Genomic DNA, 20176 nt, shown 5'->3' on the forward strand with positions numbered 1-20176 from the left:
TTTAATGGTGTGGAGGATGTTCTACGCCTGAAAGAAAGGGGGCAGTCATGCCATATTTAATGAAACACTCACCAGTCGCCGCTGCGATTTCGCTGGCGTTAACGTCAGCGCTATTTACCGCACATGCAGCGGTAATAGATTTTGCTAATTTACCTGCCTCCGGAGCGGTAACGGATTTGCCTGCAGAAATACAGGCGCTGATACCCGCAACGGCAAACGCGAACTTTAGCAAAAATACCGGCGATCCTAACTATGTCTACCAGTACAGCCCGGGGAATATCCCGATTTACGGAGATGGGATCACTCTCGAAGGGCCTGGGGCGGAAGCCTTTGAGCATTCCGTTACCGTTATTCAGAACTCCACGTCCGGCAGCCCGGGGGTGATATTTGGTGACGATCTGACTATTCGCACCCAGTCAAAAGTGGCTGCCAATAATGGTAAAGACGTCGACGGTATTCGTACCCACGGGATGAACACGCCGGCCAACCCGGTATTTATCATTACCGGCGACCGCACCCATATCTACGTTAACGGCCAAAGCGGTGACGGCATCAATGCCGGGTACAGCTCCTTCAGTCAGGGTTCTCTCGGCTCCGCCAATATTTATGTGGGTGACGATCTCTATATCGAAACCACGGGCAGCACCGGGCGCGGGATTAGCGCTTATGCACTGAATGATGCCTCAAAGGCAAAAAATAACGTTATCGTCGGCGATCGTGCGCATATTGTGACGCGCGGGACTTACGCTGAGGGCATTCGTACCAACCAGAGCGGCTCATACGTCCGGCTGGGCGATGAGGCGACCATCGAAACGTACGGCACATCGGCCTATGGCCTGTACGCGGGCTCTGCGTCAAAAATTGAGCTAGGCGAAAGCGCGACGATTACCACCGACGCGGCCAGTGCCTCCGGGGTTTATTCTACCGGCTCGTCAACCATCACCCTTGATGAAGGCGTCACCATCACGACCAACGGTGCCAGTGCGCACGGCGTCTACGCGTACACCGGTGCGGTGAATCTGGGAGATAACGTCACCATTGCGGTAAACAGCAGCGAGAAAACCAACAGCTCCGCGCAGGCGCCGCATGGGATGTATGCCTGGTCGCGCGGCGTGATAGCGCTCGCGGGTGGTGCAACCATTACCACCGCAGGCCAGCGCGACAGCGGTAGCTATGCCCTGAACGCCAGTAACGGCGGGGTGATTGATGCGTCCGCAGGAGGCAAGTTCATCCTCAACGGCGATATCCTTTCCGCAGGCGGCGTCGCGGCCACCAGCGCGCTTCCGGCACAAAACAGTACCATTACGCTGACTATGGATGACAACTCCCTGTGGAACGGAGCGTCCTTCATTGAGAGCAACGCCGCGGGTACCGGTACTCTCGTACTGACGATGAATGATGCCGTCTGGAATCTGCGCGACAGCTCCACGCTGACCAGCCTGACGCTGAATGCGGGCGGCACGATTAATTTCCAGCATGCAGAGGATGCGGCGTGGCAAACGCTGACCATCAAGGATGATTTTATCGGCAACGGCGGCAAGCTGGTCTTCAATACCGTGCTGTTTGACGACACTTCGGAAACGGACAAACTGATCGTTGAAGGCAACACCTCCGGTCATACCGGGGTGGAAGTGAACAACATTGGCGGTGCCGGCGCGCAAACCGTAGAAGGGATTGAAATTGTCAGCGTTGGCGGCAACTCTGAGGGGACGTTTGAGAAGGCCAGCCGTATCGTGGCGGGGGGATATGACTATAACGTGGTGCAAAAAGGTAAAAACTGGTTTTTGACCAGCCTGGTCGAGCCCGTTGATCCTGTAGACCCACCGGTCGACCCCGTAGATCCACCTGTTGACCCAGTGGACCCGGTAGATCCGCCCGTTGACCCGGTGATCCCGCCGCAAGAGCCGGTCCCCCCAGCCGCACCACCGAAAAGCGAGCACCAGTATCGCCCGGAATTTGGCAGCTATCTGGCAAACAGCTATGCGGCCAATACGCTGTTTATGACCCGTCTGCACGATCGTCTGGGTGAAACGCAGTACACCGACATGCTTACGGGCGAGCAGAAAGTGACGAGCCTGTGGATGCGTAACGTCGGCGGTCATACGCGTTTTAACGACGGCAGCGGCCAGCTAAAAACCACCGCCAATCGCTACGTGCTGCAGCTGGGTGGCGATGTCGCCCAGTGGAGCGCCGATGGCCTGGACCGTTGGCATCTCGGCCTGATGGTGGGCTACGGCAACAGCCAGAGCCGGAGCGCTTCCAGCCTGACCGGATACCATTCACGCGGTGAAGTGAATGGCTATAGCGTCGGTCTGTATGGTACCTGGTACGCAAACGAGGCGGATAAAAGTGGCACCTACGTTGATAGCTGGGTGCTGTATAACTGGTTCGACAATAAGGTAATGGGACAGGATCAGGCCACTGAGAGTTATCGTTCCAGCGGCGTGACCGCCTCTGTCGAAGCGGGCTATAGCGTTAAGGTGGGCGAAAGCAGCCGCAACAGCTACTGGATCCAGCCGAAAGCGCAGGCCGTTTGGATGGACGTGCAGGCTGACGATCATCGCGAGCGCAACGGCACGCGGGTGAAAGACGAGACTCAGGGCAACCTGATGACACGTCTCGGCGTGAAGGCCTACATCAGCGGACATAACGCGATTGACGACGGTAAATCACGGACCTTCCAGCCGTTTATCGAAGCGAACTGGATCCACAACACCCAGACCACGCGTATCCGCATGGATGACGTCAGCAATGACATGCGTGGTACGCGCAATATCGGTGAACTCAAGACCGGCGTAGAGGGGCAGATTACGCCGCAGCTTAGCGTATGGGGCAACGTGGCTCAGCAGATAGGCGATAAAGGCTACAGCGATACGCAGGGGATGTTAGGGGTGAAATACAGCTTTAAATAACAATATTTAAGCCGCTGTTTGCTCAGCGGCTTTTTTTGCTTCAGGCAATATCATCGCTGGTACTGGCCAGGATGATTTCAACCTTACTGGATTTCAGGTGAGTTTGCAGAGCCGAGCCAGGCATCTCATCGGTGAAGAGTGCCGTGGCCTGCGCCACGTTGCCAATCTCTACCGCAGCGGATGCGGTAAATTTCGTATGATCGGCCGCGAGCAGAATGTGGCGAGCGTGGGCGATCATGGTTTTCACCACGCTGGCTTCATTGACGTCAAACTCCATCATCGCGCCGTCGTGCTCAATTGCCCCCACGCTGGTCACGAGATAATCCGCCCGAAAATCAGACACAAACGCCGTTGCCGCAGGCCCGATAATCCCGCCATTGTGCGGGCGCAGCGTGCCGCCAGGCACCATCACTTCAAAACGCGGGTTTTTATACAGAATATGCGCCACCCGCAGGCTGTTGGTGATAATGCGCAGGTGGTTATGGTTGAGCAGCGCCCGGGCAACGTGCTCTACGGTCGTGCCGATGGTGATGAAAATAGTCGAGCCATCGGGAATATAGTCCGCAATGGCTTCGGCAATCGCCCGCTTCTCTTCGGTAAGCGAGACTTCACGCTGCTCGAACGCCGTGTTCACCACGCTGGATGCCCTGCCCGCCCCGCCATGATGACGCGTGATCAGCCCCTGCTCGCTGAGCTTACGGATATCCCGGCGCACGGTTTGCGTGGAGACATCCAGCAGCTGCGCCAGTTCATCAATGTTCATATAGCCGCGATCGGCAATCAGCGTCAGCAGCTGATCGTGACGCGGGTTGCCGGTCAGTTCGGTAAGGCTCATGGGCTGTCCTCTGAAAACCATCACGCCCCGCATTTTATACAAAAAGTGACAAAAAAGAGCGGGTTTGATCACAGTCAGGTATACCCGCGCGTCCACCGGGCTTCGTGCATTTCAGCGCTGCGACGGCGCTGGCAAAACGCACGGCGTCTGCGGCGGGCCATTGCTGCCCCAGGCTGACCGCCAGCGCACCGTGGAACACGTCGCCCGCCCCCGTGGTATCCACCACGTTCACCTCAAAGCCCGGCTGATGACACAATGCGCCGTTTTCCAGCCAGAAGCACCCGTCTCGCCCCTGCGTAACATACACATGTCCATTTGTGAGCGTTTGTGCTTTTTTCAGGGCATTTTCTGTTTCGTCCCGCTGCGTAAGGCGCCGCAGCCCCGGCGCGGAGAAAGCCGCGTGATCGCTTAGGGCGATCAGCTCCGCGATGTCCTGCGGGGTGACATCCGCATCCAGCAACGTCGGAACGCCCTGCTGACGGGCCAGGGTAAATGCCTGTTTTGCCCCGTCATGCCAGCGCACATCGGCTAAGACAATATCCCACTGAGAGAAGTCGATTTCATGCAGCCAGTCTGCCGCCGCAGGGAGATCGGGGCTGGGGTAGTTGGCAATCACGCGCTCTCCGCCTGCGTCCACCAGCACCGCCGATTGTGACGATCGGGCACCCTTAAACACGCGCGTGTAGCGGGTCTTCACCCCCAGGGATTCCAGCTCCGCCAGCAGCCGTCTGCCGGTATCGTCATCACCCACCCGGCCAATAAAATCCACTTCCGCGCCCAGTTTCGCCGCCGCCACTGCCGCCGTTGCCGCCGGGCCGCCGCCCACCTCCGTATAGTCTTTTGCGACATATTTCCCACCTTCTTTTGGTAAATCATCGAGATACCAGATGCGATCCAGCACGGTAATGCCGACACAAACGATGCGAGACATGGTGATTCCTTCTGCGATTTCTGATGCCTTCATTTTAATTTCACCAAATGTTTAAAAAGTGACCCGTGTCAATTTTTTGACTATAAATTACAAATACGATCAAAAACAGACAACATAAACGCGCAAAAATTGACACGATGTGACAGGAGAAAGGCATGTCAGCAATCGCATTTATCGGCTTAGGGCAGATGGGCGCGCCAATGGCGAAGAATCTGTTGAAACAAGGTCACCAGCTTAACGTCTTTGACGTAAACCCGCAGGCGATTCAGGCGCTGGTTGAAAGCGGCGCTCGGGCGGCGGCAACGCCCGCGCAGGCAGCAACGGACGCCGAATTCGTGATCACCATGCTGCCAAACGGCGACCTGGTACGCAGCGTCCTGTTCGGCGAGCACGGCGTGTGCGAAGGGTTATCCCGCGACGCACTGGTCATTGATATGTCCACCATTCACCCGCTGCAAACCGACGAGCTGATACGCGACATGGCTGAGCGTGGCTTCAGCCTGATGGACGTGCCCGTCGGGCGCACCTCAGACCATGCCATCGCCGGCACGCTGCTCCTGCTGGCAGGCGGCACGGCGCAGCAGGTTGAGCGCGCCACCCCGGTCTTAATGGCGATGGGCAATGAGCTGATTAACGCCGGCGGGCCAGGCATGGGCATCCGCGTGAAGCTTATCAATAACTACATGAGCATTGCCCTGAACGCCCTTTCCGCCGAGGCCGCCGTGCTGTGCGAAGCGCTTGGCCTCTCCTTTGACGTGGCGCTCAAGGTCATGAGCGGTACGCCTGCGGGTAAAGGCCACTTCACGACATCCTGGCCGAACAAGGTGCTGAAAGGGGATCTTTCTCCCGCCTTCATGATCGACCTTGCGCATAAAGACCTGGGGATCGCCCTCGACGTGGCCAACCAGCTCCACGTTCCGATGCCGCTGGGCGCGGCCTCCCGCGAAGTTTACAACCAGGCACGCGCCGCCGGGCGCGGGCGCGAAGACTGGACGGCCATTCTTGAACAGGTTCGCGCTTCTGCCGGGCTGAAAAAATCACACTGATACGAAAGGACTGAGGAATGACGATGTACACCCTGAAAGATATCACCCGACCTTCCGGCGGTTTTGCGATGCTGGCCGTGGATCAGCGCGAAGCGATGCGCCTGATGTTTGCCGCCGCAGGCGCGCCGGTGCCGGTAACCGACCAGCACCTGACCGATTTTAAGGTCAACGCGGCAAAAATTCTGTCACCGTACGCCTCTGCCATTCTCGTCGACCAGCAGTTCTGCTATCGCCAGATTGTCGAGCAGCAGGCCGTGGCCAACAGCTGCGCGATGATTGTGGCCGCCGACGAGTTTATTCCGGGGAACGGTATTCCGGTCGACAGCGTGGCGATCGACAAGAACGTCGACGCGCAGGCGGTCAAACGCGATGGCGGCAAAGCACTGAAGCTGCTGGTGCTGTGGCGCAGCGATGAAGATCCGCAGCAGCGCCTGGAGATGGTGAAAGCGTTCAATACGCTGTGCCACGATAACGGTCTGCTGAGCATTATCGAGCCGGTGGTGCGTCCGCCGCGTCGCGGTGCCGAATTTAACCGCGAACAGGCGATTATCGATGCGGCGAAAGAGCTGGGCGACAGCGGTGCCGACCTCTATAAGGTGGAGATGCCGCTGTTTGGCAAGGGCACGCAGCAGGCGCTGCTGGCGGCCTCGCAAAAGCTGAACGAGAACATCGCCATGCCGTGGGTGATCCTCTCGTCCGGCGTGGACGATAAGCTCTTCCCGCGCGCCGTGAGCGTGGCGATGCAGGCGGGGGCATCGGGCTTTTTAGCCGGTCGCGCCGTCTGGTCCTCTGTGATTGGCCTGCCGGACACCGAGCTGATGCTGCGTGATATCTCCGTCCCCAAACTTCAGCGTCTGGGTGAGATCGTCGACGAAATGATGGCTCGCCGTTAAGAAAGGACCCGAACATGAAATGGTTTAACACCCTGAGCCATAACCGCTGGCTCGAGCAAGAGACCGACCGCATTCTCGATTTCGGTAAAAACGCCGCCGTACCGACCGGCTTTGGCTGGCTGGGCAATAACGGCCAGGTGCGCAGCGATATGGGCACCCACCTGTGGATCACCGCGCGAATGCTGCACGTTTACGCGGTGGCGGCGAACATGGGCCGTCCCGGCGCGTATGCGCTGGTTGAGCACGGCATTAATGCCCTCAACGGCCCGCTGCGCGACAAGCAGCACGGCGGCTGGTACGCCTGCGTAAACGATGAAGGCGTCATTGACGCCTCCAAGCAGGGCTATCAGCACTTCTTCGTCCTGCTGGGCGCGGCGAGCGCCGTGACCACGGGTCACCCGCAGGCACGTAAGCTGCTGGACGATGCCATCGAGGTGATTGAGCGCTACTTCTGGAGCGAACAGGAGCAGATGTGCCTGGAGTCCTGGGATGAAGCCTTCAGCAAAACGGAAGACTATCGCGGCGGTAACGCCAACATGCACGCCGTGGAAGCCTTCCTGATCGTTTATGACGTGACCCACGACCGTAAATGGCTCGACCGCGCCCTGCGCATCGCCTCGGTGATTATTCACGACGTGGCGCGCAAAGGGGAGTACCGCGTTAACGAGCATTTCGACACCGACTGGAACCCGATCCGCGACTACAACATCGATAACCCCGCCCACCGCTTCCGCGCCTACGGTGGCACGCCGGGACACTGGATCGAGTGGGGCCGCCTGATGCTGCACCTGCGCGCCGCCCTGGAAGCGCGCTTTGAGACCCCGCCGGAATGGCTGCTGGAAGATGCGAAAGGCCTGTTCCACGCCACCATCCGCGACGCCTGGGCACCCGACGGCGCCGACGGGTTTGTCTATTCCGTGGGCTGGGACGGCAAGCCAATCGTCCGCGAACGCGTGCGCTGGCCAATCGTCGAGGCGATGGGCACGGCCTATGCCCTCTATACCGTCACCGGCGAAGCGCAGTACGAAGCCTGGTATCAGAAGTGGTGGGATTACTGCATCAAATACCTGATGGATTACGAGAACGGATCCTGGTGGCAGGAGCTGGACACCAACAACGAAGTGACCACCAAAGTCTGGGACGGCAAGCAGGATATTTACCACCTGCTGCACTGCCTGGTGATCCCCCGCCTGCCGCTGGCCCCGGGCTTAGCCCCTGCCGTCGCCGCCGGATTACTGGATAGCCTGGCCAAATAATAAAGACGGAGTGTTTATGCGTACCCTACACAATATTGACCTGAAAAATAACGAAAGTGGCTTCACCCTGCGCTGGCAGGACCGTCTGATTTTATCCCACACCGCGGATGCCCCTTGCCTGTGGATTGGCGCAGGCGAGGCGGATATCGAGATGTTTCGCGGCAACTTCAGCATCAAAGACAAGCTCAACGAAAAGATTGCCCTGACGGACGCGACCGTCACGCAGCAAAGCGCGGGCTGGGCGATCCGCTTTACCCGCGGCGATGCGGTAAGCGCGACGCTGCTGGTGGGCGTGGATGCGGAAGGCCGTCTGGAGCTGAAGCTGAAAAATGACGCCGCCAGCCATAACCGCATCTGGCTGCGGCTGGCAGCTCAGCCGGAAGATCATATTTACGGCTGCGGCGAGCAGTTCTCGTATTTCGATTTGCGCGGCAAGCCGTTCCCGCTGTGGACCAGCGAGCAGGGCGTGGGCCGCAATAAGCAAACCTACGTCACCTGGCAGGCCGACTGCAAAGAGAACGCGGGCGGTGACTACTACTGGACCTTCTTCCCGCAGCCTACCTTCGTGAGCACCCAGAAGTACTACTGCCACGTGGATAACAGCTGTTATATGAACTTCGACTTCAGCGCGCCGGAGTTCCACGAGCTGGCGTTCTGGGAAGATAACGCCACGCTGCGCTTCGAATGTGCGCAAACGTACGTCGATCTGCTGGAAAAACTGACCGGCCTGCTGGGGCGTCAGCCGGAGCTGCCGGACTGGGTGTACGACGGCGTGACGCTGGGCATTCAGGGCGGCACCGAGGTGTGCCAGCAGAAGCTCGACGCCATGCGTAACGGCGGCGTAAAGGTCAACGGCATCTGGGCGCAGGACTGGTCCGGCATTCGCATGACCTCCTTCGGCAAGCGCGTGATGTGGAACTGGAAGTGGAACAGCGCGCTCTATCCGCAGCTTGATGCGCGGATTGCGAAGTGGAAAGAGGAAGGCGTGCAGTTCCTCTCCTATATCAACCCGTACGTCGCCAGCGATAAAGATCTCTGCGAAGAGGCCGCGAAACGCGGCTATCTGACCAAAAACGCCGACGGCAAGGACTACCACGTCGAGTTCGGCGAGTTCTACGCGGGCGTAATCGATCTGACCAACCCGGCAGCCTACGACTGGTACAAAGAGGTCATCAAAAAGAACCTGATCGAACTGGGCTGCGGCGGCTGGATGGCCGATTTCGGGGAGTACCTGCCGACCGATACCTTCCTGCACAACGGCGTGAGCGCGGAGATCATGCATAACGCCTGGCCTGCCCTGTGGGCCAAATGTAACTACGAAGCGCTTCAGGAGACCGGCAAGCTCGGCGAGATCCTGTTCTTCATGCGCGCGGGCTATACCGGCAGCCAGAAGCACTCGGTGATGATGTGGGCGGGGGATCAGAACGTCGACTGGAGCCTGGACGACGGTCTGGCGTCCGTCATCCCTGCGGCGCTGTCGCTGGCGATGACCGGGCACGGCCTGCACCACAGCGACATCGGCGGCTATACGACCCTGTTCGAGATGAAGCGCAGCAAAGAGCTGCTGCTGCGCTGGTGCGACTTCAGCGCCTTTACGCCGATGATGCGTACCCATGAGGGCAACCGTCCCGGCGACAACTGGCAGTTCGACGGCGACGCGGAAACCATCGCGCACTTCGCGCGCATGACAACCGTCTTCACCACCCTAAAGCCGTACATCAAAGCTGCGGTCGCGCAGAACGCGAAAAGCGGCCTGCCGGTGATGCGTCCGCTGTTCCTGCACTACGAGGACGACGCGCGCGCCTACACGCTGAAATACCAGTACCTGTTTGGCCGCGACCTGCTGGTGGCGCCGGTTCATGAAGAGGGGCGCCGCGACTGGTCGCTCTATCTGCCGCAGGACAGCTGGGTGAATGCGTGGACCGGGGAAATCTGCCGGGGCGGTGACGTGACCGTAGATGCCCCGCTCGGCAAGCCGCCGGTCTTCTACCGCCAGCACAGCGAATGGGCAGATCTGTTTAGCACCTTACGTCATATCTGATAAGGCTCGCCCGCGGGGCCACCTGCGGGCAGACGGAGAACAATAATGAGTCAACATACTTCCGATCCGGCAACCCTACGCCTGCCGTTTAAAGAAAAACTCGCCTACGGGATGGGCGATCTCGGCTCAAACATCCTGCTGGATATCGGCACGCTTTATCTGCTGAAGTTTTACACCGACGTGCTGGGGCTGCCGGGCACCTACGGCGGAATTATCTTCCTGATTGCGAAGTTCTTTACCGCCTTCACCGATATGGGCACCGGGATCATGCTCGACTCCCGGCGCAAGATCGGCCCGAAAGGAAAATTCCGCCCGTTCGTGCTCTATGCGGCGTTCCCGGTGACCTTACTGGCGATTGCCAACTTCGTTGGCACGCCGTTTGAAATCACCGGTAAAACGGTGATGGCGACGGTGCTGTTCATGCTGTACGGCCTGTTCTTCAGCATGATGAACTGCTCCTACGGCGCGATGGTGCCCGCCATTACCAAAAACCCGGACGAGCGCGCCTCGCTGGCCGCCTGGCGCCAGGGCGGCGCTACGCTGGGCCTGCTGCTCTGTACCGTGGGTTTTGTTCCGGTGATGAACCTGATTGAAGGTAATGACCAGCTTGGCTATATCTTTGCCGCCACCCTCTTCTCGCTGTTCGGACTGTTTTTTATGTGGTGGTGCTACAAGGGGGTGACCGAGCGTTACGTCGAGGCGCAGCCCGCCAACCCGGCGCAAAAACCGGGGCTGCTGCAGTCGTTTCGCGCCATCGCCGGAAACCGCCCGCTGTTTATCCTGTGCATCGCCAACCTGTGCACGCTGGGCGCCTTTAACGTCAAACTCGCTATTCAGGTCTACTACACGCAGTACGTGCTGAACGACCCGATCCTGCTGTCGTACATGGGCTTCTTCAGCATGGGCTGTATTTTTATCGGCGTCTTTATGATGCCCGGCGCGGTGCGGCGCTTCGGCAAGAAAAAGGTCTACATCAGCGGGCTGATGATTTGGGTGGCGGGCGATCTGCTCAACTACTTCTTCGGCGGCGGCTCGGTGAGCTTTGTGGCGTTCTCCTGCCTGGCCTTTTTCGGCTCCGCGTTCGTGAACAGCCTGAACTGGGCGCTGGTGTCCGATACCGTGGAGTACGGCGAGTGGCGCACCGGCGTGCGCTCCGAAGGAACGGTGTATACCGGTTTTACCTTCTTCAGGAAGGTCTCCCAGGCGCTGGCGGGCTTCTTCCCGGGGATCATGCTCACGCAGATCGGCTATGTGCCCAACGTGGTGCAATCGAGTGGCACGGTTGAAGGGCTGCGGCAGCTGATATTTATCTACCCGAGCCTGCTGGCGGTTATCACCATCGTGGCGATGGGCTGCTTCTACAACCTCAACGAGAAGATGTATGTGCGCATCGTCGAAGAGATCGAACTGCGCAAACGTACGGCATAATGACGTGATAGAGCGCCCTGCGGGGCGCTTTGAGGATCGACCATGACACATAATACTGATCCGTTAACCCTCAAATTGAGCCTGCGAGAGAAGTGCGCCTACGGGATGGGCGATTTTGGCTCGAACCTGATGCTGTGTATTGGCACGCTGTATCTGCTGAAGTTTTACACCGATGAATTGGGCATGCCCGCGTTCTATGGCGGCATTATTTTCCTGGTGGCAAAGTTTTTTACCGCGTTTACCGACATGCTGACCGGAGTGCTGCTCGACTCACGGCGTAATATCGGCGCGCGGGGGAAGTTCCGGCCGTTTATTCTTTATGCCTCCGTCCCGGTGGCGCTGGTCGCGACGGCGCAGTTTATGGCCAACGACTTTAGCCTGACGGTGAAAACGGCCCTCGCCACCGTGCTCTTCATGATGTTTGGCCTCTGCTATAGCCTGATGAACTGCGCCTACGGTGCGATGGTCCCGGCCATCACCAAAAACCCGAACGAGCGCGCGCAGCTTGCGGCGTGGCGTCAGGGCGGCGCAACGGTAGGGCTGTTGCTCTGCACCGTCGGCTTTATGCCCATTCAGGCGCTGTTCGTCCACCAGCCCTCACTTGGCTATCTGGTGGCCGCGCTGGTGTTCGTTACCGGCGGCCTGTTCTGCATGTGGTGGTGCTACAGCGGGGTGAAAGAACGCTACGTCGAGCTTACGCCCGATCACCATAAGCCCGGCATTCTGAAATCATTCTGCGCGATTTTCCGCAATCCGCCGCTGCTGGTGCTGTGCATCGCCAACCTGTGTACCCTCGCCGCCTTCAACATCAAGCTGGCGATTCAGGTCTATTACACCCAGTACGTGCTGAACGATCTGCATCTGCTGTCGTGGATGGGCTTTTTCAGCATGGGCTGCATTCTGATTGGCGTGTTTCTGGTGCCCGGCGCGGTAAAGCGCTTTGGCAAGAAACAGGTCTATCTGGGCGGGCTGGCGCTGTGGGCGGTGGGCGACGTGCTGAATTTCTTCTGGGGGACCAGTTCCCTGCTGTTCGTGCTGTTTTCCTGCATGGCCTTCTTCGGCACGGCGTTTGTTAATAGCCTGAACTGGGCGCTGGTGCCGGATACCGTTGATTACGGCGAGTGGAAAACCGGCATTCGCGCCGAAGGGTCGGTGTATACCGGCTATACCTTCTCGCGCAAAATCTCCGCCGCGCTCGCCGGTTTCCTGCCTGGAATTATGCTGACCCAGATTGGCTACGTTCCCCATGCCGTGCAGAGCGCGGGCACGCTGCTTGGGTTGCGTCAGCTGATTTTCCTCTGGCCGTGCGGCCTGGCGATTGTTGCTGCCGTGACCATGGGGCTGTTTTATAAACTCAACGAAGCGCGCTTCGCCTTTATTATCGAGGAGATTGGAAAACGGAAGAAACAAACCGCGAATACCCCTGAGATAACCGCCAACAATAAAGCGTCAGCAGTCACTTTATAACAATAAATCCGGCCACTATGTCCTTCCTGTTTATCAGGAGGGAGGCCTTTCTGTACCTGATACATGGACAAATTATGAAAAGAATCATCACTGTACTGATCGTGTCGTCTGTGTCCTGCCCGGTATTTGCCGGGGCCTATGTCGAAACGCGTGAAGCCTACAATACGGCCTCAGAGATGCACGAGGTGATCCTGCGTGCGGGCTATAACTTCGATATGGGCGCGGGACTGATGTTCACCAACGCCTATAACGTGGGTAAATGGGATGAACTTAAGCACAGCTATAACGAAATCGAGGGGTGGTATCCGCTCTTTAAGCCGACCGATAAACTCACCTTCCAGCCCGGCGGGTTGATTAACGACAGCAGCGCAGGTTCGGGTGGCGCGGTCTATTTAGATACCAACTACAAATTTACAGACTGGTTTAACCTGACGTTCCGCTATCGCTATAACCATAACAATTACGATACGCCGGACTATAACGGGCAGATGGATAAGAACGACACGCATGAATTTGCCAACTACTGGAATTTCAAAGTAACGGATGCATTTTTCTACACCTTTGAACCGCACTTTTTCCAGCGGGTGAATGATTATCACAGCAAAAATGGCAAAGACCATCACTGGGAAATTACCAATAAGTTTAGCTATAAGATCGACAGAAACTGGCTGCCGTACCTCGAACTGCAGTGGCTGGACCGATGGAATGATTACAACCGGGAGCAGTACCGGATCCGTTTAGGGCTACGGTATTCGTTCTAATAAAAAAAGCCGCTGATCGCTCAGCGGCTTTTTCGTTGCCGGGTGGCGCATGCGCATACCCGGCCTACGGCATAACCGAATTACTCTTCTTTCGCACCGCGCATAGCACGTTTACGATCGTTCTCGGTCAGGTGACGTTTACGGATACGGATAGACAGCGGAGTCACTTCTACCAGTTCGTCGTCATCGATGAATTCCAGAGCCTGCTCCAGGGTCATCTTGATCGGTGGAACCAGAACCGTTGCTTCGTCAGTACCGGACGCACGCATGTTGGTCAGTTTCTTACCGGTCAGGCAGTTTACGGTCAGGTCGTTAGAACGGCTGTGAATCCCGATGATCTGGCCTTCGTAAACTTCAGCGCCGTGACCCAGGAACAGCTTACCGCGATCCTGCAGACCGAACAGCGCAAACGCAACCGCTTTACCCTGACCGTTGGAGATCAGTACGCCGTTGTTACGCTGGCCCACTTCGCCCGGACGCACGTCGTCGTAGTGGCTGAAGGTGGAGTACAGCAGACCGGTACCAGAGGTCATGGTCATGAACTCAGAACGGAAGCCGATCAGGCCACGGCTTGGGATCACGTAGTCGAGACGTACGCGGCCTTTGCCGTCTGGATTCATGTTTTTCAGGTCGCCTTTACGCTCGCCCAGCGCCTGCATCACAGAACCCTGGTGCTGCTCTTCAACGTCCAGCGTCACGTTTTCGAACGGCTCTTGTTTACGGCCGTCGATTTCGCGGAAGATAACTTTCGGACGGGAAACCGCCATCTCGAAACCTTCACGACGCATGTTTTCGATCAGAACAGACAGGTGCAGCTCACCACGACCGGATACGCGGAAGGCATCAGCGTCTTCGGTTTCTTCAACGCGCAGCGCAACGTTGTGCACCAGCTCTTTGTTCAGGCGGTCAAGGATCTGACGAGAGGTAACGAACTTACCTTCTTTACCACAGAACGGAGAGGTGTTGACGTTGAAGAACATGGTAACGGTTGGTTCATCAACAGACAGGGCTGGCAGCGCTTCCACATTCTGCGGGTCGCAGATGGTGTCAGAGATGTTCAGCTCGCCCAGACCGGTGATCGCGATGATGTCGCCCGCTTCAGCCAGATCGCTGTCGATACGCTCCAGACCCAGGTGAGTCAGCACTTTACCAACTTTACCGTTGCGGGTTTTGCCTTCGCTATCGATGATAGTAACCTGCTGGTTTGGCTTCACTTTACCGCGTTTGATACGACCGATACCGATGACGCCAACGTAGTTGTTGTAGTCCAGCTGGGAGATCTGCATCTGCAGTGGACCATCCAGATCAACATCCGGTGCCGGTACGTGATCGACAATCGCCTGATACAGCGGGGTCATGTCTTCCGCCATATCTTCGTGGTCCAGACCCGCGATACCATTCAGCGCCGAAGCGTAAATGATAGGGAAGTCCAGCTGTTCGTCGGTCGCGTCGAGGTTAACGAACAGGTCGAATACCTGATCAACAACCCAGTCAGGACGTGCGCCAGGACGGTCAACCTTGTTGATAACAACAATTGGTTTCAGGCCATGGGCAAATGCTTTTTTGGTCACGAAGCGCGTTTGCGGCATTGGGCCGTCAAATGCGTCAACCACCAGCAGCACGGAATCCACCATGGACATCACGCGCTCAACTTCACCACCGAAGTCGGCGTGCCCTGGGGTATCAACGATGTTGATACGGTAGTCATTCCATTTAATAGCGGTGTTTTTCGCGAGGATAGTAATCCCACGCTCTTTCTCCAAATCGTTGGAGTCCATCACACGCTCTTGAGTTTCGGCACGTGCATCAAACGTACCGGATTGCTGCAGCAGCTTATCAACCAGGGTAGTTTTACCATGGTCAACGTGCGCGATGATGGCGATGTTACGCAAATTTTCGATCACAACTTTGCCTCAGGCATTAGAAATAGCGCGTTATTGTACACGGATTAATCGCACTACAAAACAGGATCACAAACATCCTCCGCAAACAAGTATCGCAGAGATGCTTTGTGATCGCTTTCACGGAGCGAAAAAGGGCACTTTAACGAAAATTGCACCAATATGGTGCTCGGTGTTCACACTGAAGCACTATACTGGTGCAACATTACCATTGTGGTGCAGCCCTTTTGCACTATGGTGCGCATGATAACGCCTTTTTGGGGTGTTTTAAAAGTTGGCACAGATTTCGCTTTATAAAAATTACATGGCAACAGCCAGTACAAACAGAAACTGAAGACCTCGTTACCACGACGACAATGACCAATCTGGAGAGTTAAGTATGTCCGCTGAACACGTTTTGACGATGCTGAACGAACATGAAGTGAAGTTTGTTGATCTCCGCTTCACCGACACCAAAGGTAAAGAACAGCACGTCACAATCCCTGCTCATCAGGTGAACGCCGAATTCTTTGAAGAAGGCAAAATGTTTGACGGCTCCTCCATTGGTGGCTGGAAAGGCATTAACGAATCCGACATGGTTCTGATGCCAGATGCAACCACTGCGGTCATTGATCCGTTCTTCGAAGAACCTACCCTGATCATCCGTTGCGACATCCTCGAGCCAGGCACGCTGCAGGGCTACGACCGCGACCCACGTTCTATCGCGAAACGCGCTGAAGAGTACCTGCGTTCTACCGGCATCGCGGACACCGTTCTGTTCGGGCCAGAGCCAGAGTTCTTCCTGTTCGATGACATCCGTTTTGGTGCCTCTATCTCTGGCTCCCACGTGGCTATCGACGACATCGAAGGCGCATGGAACTCCTCCACCAAATACGAAGGTGGTAACAAAGGTCACCGTCCAGGCGTGAAAGGCGGTTACTTCCCGGTTCCTCCGGTCGACTCTGCACAGGACATTCGTTCCACCATGTGTCTGGTGATGGAAGAGATGGGCCTGGTTGTTGAAGCTCACCACCACGAAGTGGCGACTGCGGGTCAGAACGAAGTGGCTACCCGCTTCAACACCATGACCAAAAAAGCGGACGAAATTCAGATCTACAAATACGTTGTGCACAACGTTGCGCACCGTTTCGGTAAAACTGCGACCTTCATGCCAAAACCAATGTTTGGCGACAACGGTTCCGGTATGCACTGCCACATGTCTCTGTCCAAGAACGGTACCAACCTGTTCTCTGGTGACAAATATGCCGGTCTGTCCGAGCAGGCGCTGTACTACATCGGCGGCGTAATCAAACACGCTAAAGCGATCAACGCCCTGGCGAACCCAACCACCAACTCCTACAAGCGTCTGGTCCCGGGCTACGAAGCGCCAGTGATGCTGGCTTACTCTGCGCGTAACCGTTCTGCTTCTATCCGTATCCCGGTGGTGGCGTCTCCTAAAGCGCGTCGTATCGAAGTTCGCTTCCCGGATCCAGCGGCTAACCCATACCTGTGCTTCGCAGCACTGCTGATGGCCGGTCTGGACGGTATCAAGAACAAGATCCACCCAGGCGAAGCGATGGACAAAAACCTGTACGACCTGCCGCCAGAAGAAGCGAAAGAGATCCCACAGGTTGCTGGCTCTCTGGAAGAAGCCCTGCAGGCGCTGGACGCAGACCGCGAGTTCCTGACCGCAGGTGGCGTATTCACTGACGACGCTATCGATGCCTACATCGCCCTGCGTACTGAAGAGAACGACCGCGTGCGTATGACGCCGCATCCGGTTGAGTTCGAACTGTACTACAGCGTTTAATTAAGTTGTTTTACCCGGCGTGACAAGCGCCGGGAGTAGTTGCCGTGGAAACTTTTAGCCCATCTCCGGATGGGCTTTTTTCTCCACCAACAACCTGATCTCACGCGCTTTTGACGCCGAAAACGCTATACTGCACTAAATTAGTGCAAACGACTCCAGGAGACTGCTGAATGGCAACTGGCACGCTGCCCGATGCTGGGCAGATCCTCAATTCTTTGATTAACAGCATTTTGCTGGTGGATGACGAGCTGGCCGTTCATTACGCCAACCCGGCGGCACAGCAGCTGCTCGCCCAAAGCGCACGCAAACTGTTCGGCACCCCGCTTCCGGAACTTCTGAGCTATTTTTCGCTGAATATTGGCCTGATGCAGGAAAGTTTACAGGCGGGCCAGGGTTTCACCGATAACGAAGTGACGCTGGTGATCGACGGGCGCTCGCACATTCTGTCGCTGACCGCGCAACGTCTTCCCGAAGGCTTGATCCTGCTGGAAATGGCGCCGATGGATAATCAGCGTCGCCTGAGCCAGGAGCAGCTTCAGCATGCGCAGCAAATTGCCGCCCGAGACCTGGTGCGCGGCCTGGCGCATGAAATCAAAAACCCGCTGGGTGGGTTACGCGGCGCGGCGCAGCTTCTGACCAAGGCGCTGCCCGACCCTGCGCTGGCGGAGTACACCAACGTCATCATCGAGCAGGCGGACCGCCTGCGGAATCTGGTTGACCGTCTTCTCGGGCCACAGCAGCCGGGAATGCACGTCACAGAAAGCATCCATAAAGTGGCCGAGCGGGTGGTGAAGCTCGTCTCCATGGAGCTGCCAGAGAACGTCACGCTGGTGCGTGATTACGACCCAAGCCTGCCGGAACTGGCCCATGACCCGGATCAGATTGAGCAGGTCCTGTTGAACATTGTGCGCAATGCCCTGCAGGCGCTTGGACCGGAAGGGGGCGAGATTATTTTGCGCACCCGAACCGCCTTCCAGCTCACGTTACACGGCGTGCGCTATCGGCTTGCGGCCCGTATCGACGTCGAGGATAACGGCCCCGGTATTCCATCGCATCTTCAGGACACTCTGTTCTACCCGATGGTCAGCGGCCGCGAAGGCGGAACCGGCCTGGGCTTATCCATTGCCCGCAGTTTGATCGACCAACACTCTGGAAAAATTGAATTTACCAGTTGGCCGGGACATACCGAGTTTTCGGTTTTCCTGCCGATTAAAAAATAAAGGTGACGTTTATGCAACGAGGGATAGTCTGGGTAGTCGATGACGATAGCTCCATCCGTTGGGTGCTTGAACGCGCGCTCACAGGGGCAGGATTAAGCTGCACGACGTTTGAGAGCGGCAGCGAAGTGCTCGACGCACTCACCACTAAAACGCCCGATGTTCTGCTGTCGGATATCCGTATGCCGGGCATGGACGGGCTGGCGCTGTTAAAGCAGATCAAACAACGCCACCCTATGCTTCCGGTCATCATAATGACGGCTCATTCCGATCTGGATGCCGCGGTGAGCGCTTACCAGCAAGGGGCATTCGATTATCTGCCCAAACCGTTTGATATCGACGAAGCGGTGGCGCTGGTTGAGCGCGCGATTAGCCATTACCAGGAGCAGCAGCAGCCGCGCCACGCGCCCGATTTTGGGCCAACCACCGACATCATCGGCGAAGCGCCGGCGATGCAGGACGTGTTTCGCATTATTGGCCGTCTGTCCCGCTCCTCCATCAGCGTCTTGATTAACGGCGAATCGGGGACCGGTAAAGAGCTTGTGGCCCATGCCCTGCATCGCCACAGCCCGCGGGCAAAAGCGCCGTTTATCGCCCTGAATATGGCGGCGATCCCGAAGGATTTGATTGAATCCGAGCTGTTCGGGCACGAAAAAGGGGCGTTTACCGGCGCAAATACCATTCGCCAGGGGCGCTTCGAACAGGCTGACGGCGGCACGCTGTTCCTGGATGAGATCGGCGATATGCCGCTGGACGTTCAGACCCGTCTGCTGCGCGTGCTGGCCGACGGGCAGTTTTATCGCGTGGGCGGTTATGCGCCGGTGAAGGTGGACGTGCGTATTATCGCCGCGACCCACCAGAACCTGGAGCAGCGCGTGCAGGAAGGCAAATTCCGTGAGGATTTATTCCATCGTCTGAACGTCATTCGCGTTCATCTGCCGCCGCTGCGTGAACGCCGGGAAGATATTCCCCGCCTGGCGCGTCATTTCCTGCAGGTGGCTGCCCGCGAGCTGGGTGTGGAAGCTAAGCAGCTTCATCCCGAAACCGATGCCGCTCTGACGCGTCTGGCGTGGCCAGGCAACGTGCGTCAGCTGGAAAATACCTGCCGCTGGCTAACCGTGATGGCTGCCGGTCAGGAAGTGCTGATTCAGGATTTACCGGCCGAGCTGTTTGAGGCGACCGCGCCGGAAAGCAGTAGCGGACACGCGCTGCCGGACAGCTGGGCGACGCTGCTGGCGCAGTGGGCTGACCGCGCGCTGCGTTCCGGTCATCAAAACCTGCTGTCAGAGGCTCAGCCTGAGATGGAGCGTACGCTGTTGACCACCGCGCTTCGTCATACCCAGGGTCATAAGCAGGAAGCCGCTCGCCTGTTAGGATGGGGACGCAATACCCTGACGCGCAAGCTGAAAGAGCTGGGAATGGAGTAATATCCGCGCTTTTGTAAAGGTTATTAATTGAGCGCAAATTGCCGTTATTTTGCGCTTTACTGTTCCGATGAGTTTTGTATGATCGTGCCCGGAAATTGGGGGTGAACATCATGCTGGAAACATTCGTGAATATGCTCTCTAGCGGAGCCGCTGAAAGCCACACGCCACAAACCGCCGTTGCGGCGGTGCTGTGTGCGGCGCTGGTTGGGCTGTTTAGCTAGCGAGTTGGCGATGAAAAGCCGGGTGGCGCTTCGCTTACCCGGCCTACATTT

15 protein-coding genes are annotated in these 20176 nt (G+C 57.3%); 12 read left to right on the top strand and 3 right to left on the bottom strand.

Annotated features, from left to right (window positions below):
* Positions 1-47: 47 nt before the first annotated feature.
* A complete protein-coding gene (locus tag ACHH0Z_RS20685) occupies positions 48-2912 on the top strand; it encodes an autotransporter outer membrane beta-barrel domain-containing protein (RefSeq protein WP_045408697.1) in 2865 nt (954 codons plus the stop codon).
* A 40-nt stretch (positions 2913-2952) separates the two neighbouring features.
* Here the strand turns inward: ACHH0Z_RS20685 and ACHH0Z_RS20690 are convergent, their stop codons facing one another.
* A complete protein-coding gene (locus ACHH0Z_RS20690; RefSeq protein ID WP_045408694.1) occupies positions 2953-3747 on the bottom strand; it encodes a DeoR/GlpR family DNA-binding transcription regulator in 795 nt (264 codons plus the stop codon).
* 34 nt (positions 3748-3781) lie between these two features.
* On the bottom strand, positions 3782-4678 hold the full coding sequence (locus ACHH0Z_RS20695) for a sugar kinase (RefSeq protein ID WP_045408691.1): 897 nt from the start codon (positions 4676-4678) through the stop codon (positions 3782-3784).
* Between the two features lie 155 nt (positions 4679-4833).
* On the opposite strand from ACHH0Z_RS20695, the gene yihU reads away from it, so the two are divergent.
* The 7 genes from yihU to ompL all read left to right on the top strand — a co-directional run bounded on the left by yihU (position 4834) and on the right by ompL (position 13570).
* A complete protein-coding gene (yihU, locus tag ACHH0Z_RS20700) occupies positions 4834-5724 on the top strand; it encodes a sulfolactaldehyde 3-reductase (RefSeq protein WP_045408688.1) in 891 nt (296 codons plus the stop codon).
* A gap of 17 nt (positions 5725-5741) precedes the next feature.
* On the top strand, positions 5742-6617 hold the full coding sequence (gene yihT / locus ACHH0Z_RS20705; protein WP_045408686.1) for a sulfofructosephosphate aldolase: 876 nt from the start codon (positions 5742-5744) through the stop codon (positions 6615-6617).
* Positions 6618-6631: 14 nt separating this feature from the next.
* Entirely contained in the window at positions 6632-7873 is a 1242-nt protein-coding gene (gene yihS, locus ACHH0Z_RS20710; protein WP_045408684.1) for a sulfoquinovose isomerase, read from the top strand.
* 16 nt (positions 7874-7889) lie between these two features.
* Complete coding sequence (locus tag ACHH0Z_RS20715) at positions 7890-9914, top strand: alpha-glucosidase (protein WP_045408682.1); 2025 nt, start codon at positions 7890-7892, stop codon at positions 9912-9914.
* Positions 9915-9959: 45 nt separating this feature from the next.
* Complete coding sequence (locus ACHH0Z_RS20720; RefSeq protein ID WP_025912315.1) at positions 9960-11342, top strand: MFS transporter; 1383 nt, start codon at positions 9960-9962, stop codon at positions 11340-11342.
* Positions 11343-11384: 42 nt separating this feature from the next.
* The gene (locus ACHH0Z_RS20725) at positions 11385-12809 is read left to right on the top strand and encodes an MFS transporter (protein ID WP_045408680.1); all 1425 of its coding nucleotides are present in this window, start codon (positions 11385-11387) and stop codon (positions 12807-12809) included.
* Between the two features lie 74 nt (positions 12810-12883).
* On the top strand, positions 12884-13570 hold the full coding sequence (gene ompL / locus ACHH0Z_RS20730; protein ID WP_032637905.1) for a porin OmpL: 687 nt from the start codon (positions 12884-12886) through the stop codon (positions 13568-13570).
* Positions 13571-13650: 80 nt separating this feature from the next.
* Here ompL and typA read toward each other — a convergent pair whose 3' ends face one another.
* A complete protein-coding gene (gene typA / locus ACHH0Z_RS20735; RefSeq protein ID WP_008501854.1) occupies positions 13651-15474 on the bottom strand; it encodes a ribosome-dependent GTPase TypA in 1824 nt (607 codons plus the stop codon).
* 376 nt (positions 15475-15850) lie between these two features.
* Between typA and glnA the strand changes: the two genes are divergently transcribed.
* From glnA to ACHH0Z_RS20755, 4 genes are all read left to right on the top strand, one after another.
* Positions 15851-17260 carry a glutamate--ammonia ligase gene (gene glnA, locus ACHH0Z_RS20740; RefSeq protein WP_008501856.1) on the top strand — a complete coding sequence of 470 codons (1410 nt, stop codon included), beginning with the start codon at positions 15851-15853 and terminating at the stop codon, positions 17258-17260.
* A gap of 170 nt (positions 17261-17430) precedes the next feature.
* A complete protein-coding gene (gene glnL, locus ACHH0Z_RS20745) occupies positions 17431-18480 on the top strand; it encodes a nitrogen regulation protein NR(II) (protein ID WP_008501857.1) in 1050 nt (349 codons plus the stop codon).
* An 11-nt stretch (positions 18481-18491) separates the two neighbouring features.
* Positions 18492-19904: a nitrogen regulation protein NR(I) gene (gene glnG, locus ACHH0Z_RS20750; RefSeq protein WP_008501858.1), complete on the top strand. Its 1413-nt coding sequence runs from the start codon at positions 18492-18494 to the stop codon at positions 19902-19904.
* A 110-nt stretch (positions 19905-20014) separates the two neighbouring features.
* Complete coding sequence (locus ACHH0Z_RS20755) at positions 20015-20125, top strand: YshB family small membrane protein (RefSeq protein ID WP_032622955.1); 111 nt, start codon at positions 20015-20017, stop codon at positions 20123-20125.
* Positions 20126-20176: the final 51 nt, after the last annotated feature.

The sequence above is a fragment of the Enterobacter cloacae complex sp. 2024EL-00227 genome (assembly GCF_043945315.1).
GTDB lineage: Bacteria > Pseudomonadota > Gammaproteobacteria > Enterobacterales > Enterobacteriaceae > Enterobacter > Enterobacter roggenkampii.

Bases quoted from the DNA above. Each gene is read 5' to 3' on its own strand.
- ACHH0Z_RS20685 (WP_045408697.1), top strand. From the start codon at position 48: ATGCCATATTTAATGAAACACTCACCAGTCGCCGCTGCGATTTCGCTG.
- ACHH0Z_RS20690 (WP_045408694.1), bottom strand. From the start codon at position 3,747: ATGAGCCTTACCGAACTGACCGGCAACCCGCGTCACGATCAGCTGCTG.
- ACHH0Z_RS20695 (WP_045408691.1), bottom strand. From the start codon at position 4,678: ATGTCTCGCATCGTTTGTGTCGGCATTACCGTGCTGGATCGCATCTGG.
- yihU (WP_045408688.1), top strand. From the start codon at position 4,834: ATGTCAGCAATCGCATTTATCGGCTTAGGGCAGATGGGCGCGCCAATG.
- yihT (WP_045408686.1), top strand. From the start codon at position 5,742: ATGACGATGTACACCCTGAAAGATATCACCCGACCTTCCGGCGGTTTT.
- yihS (WP_045408684.1), top strand. From the start codon at position 6,632: ATGAAATGGTTTAACACCCTGAGCCATAACCGCTGGCTCGAGCAAGAG.
- ACHH0Z_RS20715 (WP_045408682.1), top strand. From the start codon at position 7,890: ATGCGTACCCTACACAATATTGACCTGAAAAATAACGAAAGTGGCTTC.
- ACHH0Z_RS20720 (WP_025912315.1), top strand. From the start codon at position 9,960: ATGAGTCAACATACTTCCGATCCGGCAACCCTACGCCTGCCGTTTAAA.
- ACHH0Z_RS20725 (WP_045408680.1), top strand. From the start codon at position 11,385: ATGACACATAATACTGATCCGTTAACCCTCAAATTGAGCCTGCGAGAG.
- ompL (WP_032637905.1), top strand. From the start codon at position 12,884: ATGAAAAGAATCATCACTGTACTGATCGTGTCGTCTGTGTCCTGCCCG.
- glnA (WP_008501856.1), top strand. From the start codon at position 15,851: ATGTCCGCTGAACACGTTTTGACGATGCTGAACGAACATGAAGTGAAG.
- glnL (WP_008501857.1), top strand. From the start codon at position 17,431: ATGGCAACTGGCACGCTGCCCGATGCTGGGCAGATCCTCAATTCTTTG.
- glnG (WP_008501858.1), top strand. From the start codon at position 18,492: ATGCAACGAGGGATAGTCTGGGTAGTCGATGACGATAGCTCCATCCGT.
- ACHH0Z_RS20755 (WP_032622955.1), top strand. From the start codon at position 20,015: ATGCTGGAAACATTCGTGAATATGCTCTCTAGCGGAGCCGCTGAAAGC.